Raw genomic sequence first — 1067 nt, forward strand, 5'->3', positions numbered from 1 at the left:
TCTTTACATCTATTTGAAATGTTAGAATCTGAGGTTCGTAGTTATTGCAGGTCATTCCCCACGGTATTCACAAAAGCCAAAGGATGTACATTATGGGATGCCGTGGGAGAAGAATATCTTGATTTCTTTGCAGGTGCAGGTGCTTTGAATTACGGACATAACCATCCAAATTTAAAATCAAAGCTGATTCAATACATTCAAGATGATGGAGTCACACATAGTTTGGATATGGCAACTACTGCCAAGGAACAATTTCTTGAACGGTTTCAAAAAATCATTCTTGAGCCCAGAGGGCTTCCCTACAAAATTCAATTTCCTGGGCCTACAGGCGCTAATTCCGTGGAAAGCGCCTTAAAACTTGCCCGCAAAGTAACCGGGCGTTCAACGATTATTGGGTTTACAAACGGTTTTCATGGGATGACACTTGGCGCATTGTCGGTTACCGGGAACAAATTCAAGCGAAGAGGGGCTGGCGTTCCATTGCATCATACGGTATCCATGCCATATGAAGGATACATGAGCGATCAGGTCGATACCATCGAATATATGCGAAATTATATACAGGATAGTGGAAGTGGCGTATCACTGCCTGCGGGGATCATCGTGGAAACGATTCAAGGTGAAGGCGGGATTAATGTAGCAAGTATAGAGTGGTTGCGCCGATTGGAACAGCTGTGCAAAGACCATGGCATTGTGCTAATAGTGGATGATGTTCAGATGGGATGTGGACGAACAGGGACTTTCTTTAGCTTTGAAGAAGCAGGGATTAAGCCGGATATCGTTTGCTTGTCCAAATCAATAGGCGGCTTTGGATTGCCGATGGCACTAACACTTATTCGTCCGGAACTGGATATCTGGGAGCCAGGCGAACATAACGGCACGTTTCGTGGTAATAACTTAGCTTTCATCACAGCTGCTGAAGCTTTGCGTTATTGGGAGACCAATCATTTTTCAGACGAGATCCTTACCAAAGGGAAAATATTAAATAAACAATTGCATGAAATTGTTACTTCCTTTCCAGCGCTTAAAGGTGAGGTTAGAGGGAGAGGCCTTATGCAAGGTATTGC

General features: G+C 43.9%; 1 protein-coding gene. It reads left to right on the forward strand.

What is annotated here, in order from left to right; genetic code table 11:
• Positions 1-1067: diaminobutyrate--2-oxoglutarate transaminase (gene ectB / locus AC1DUA_RS38730; RefSeq protein WP_477504741.1), on the forward strand; the 1067-nt coding region annotated here is incomplete at both ends.

The organism is Paenibacillus sp. 01T422 (assembly GCF_056398785.1).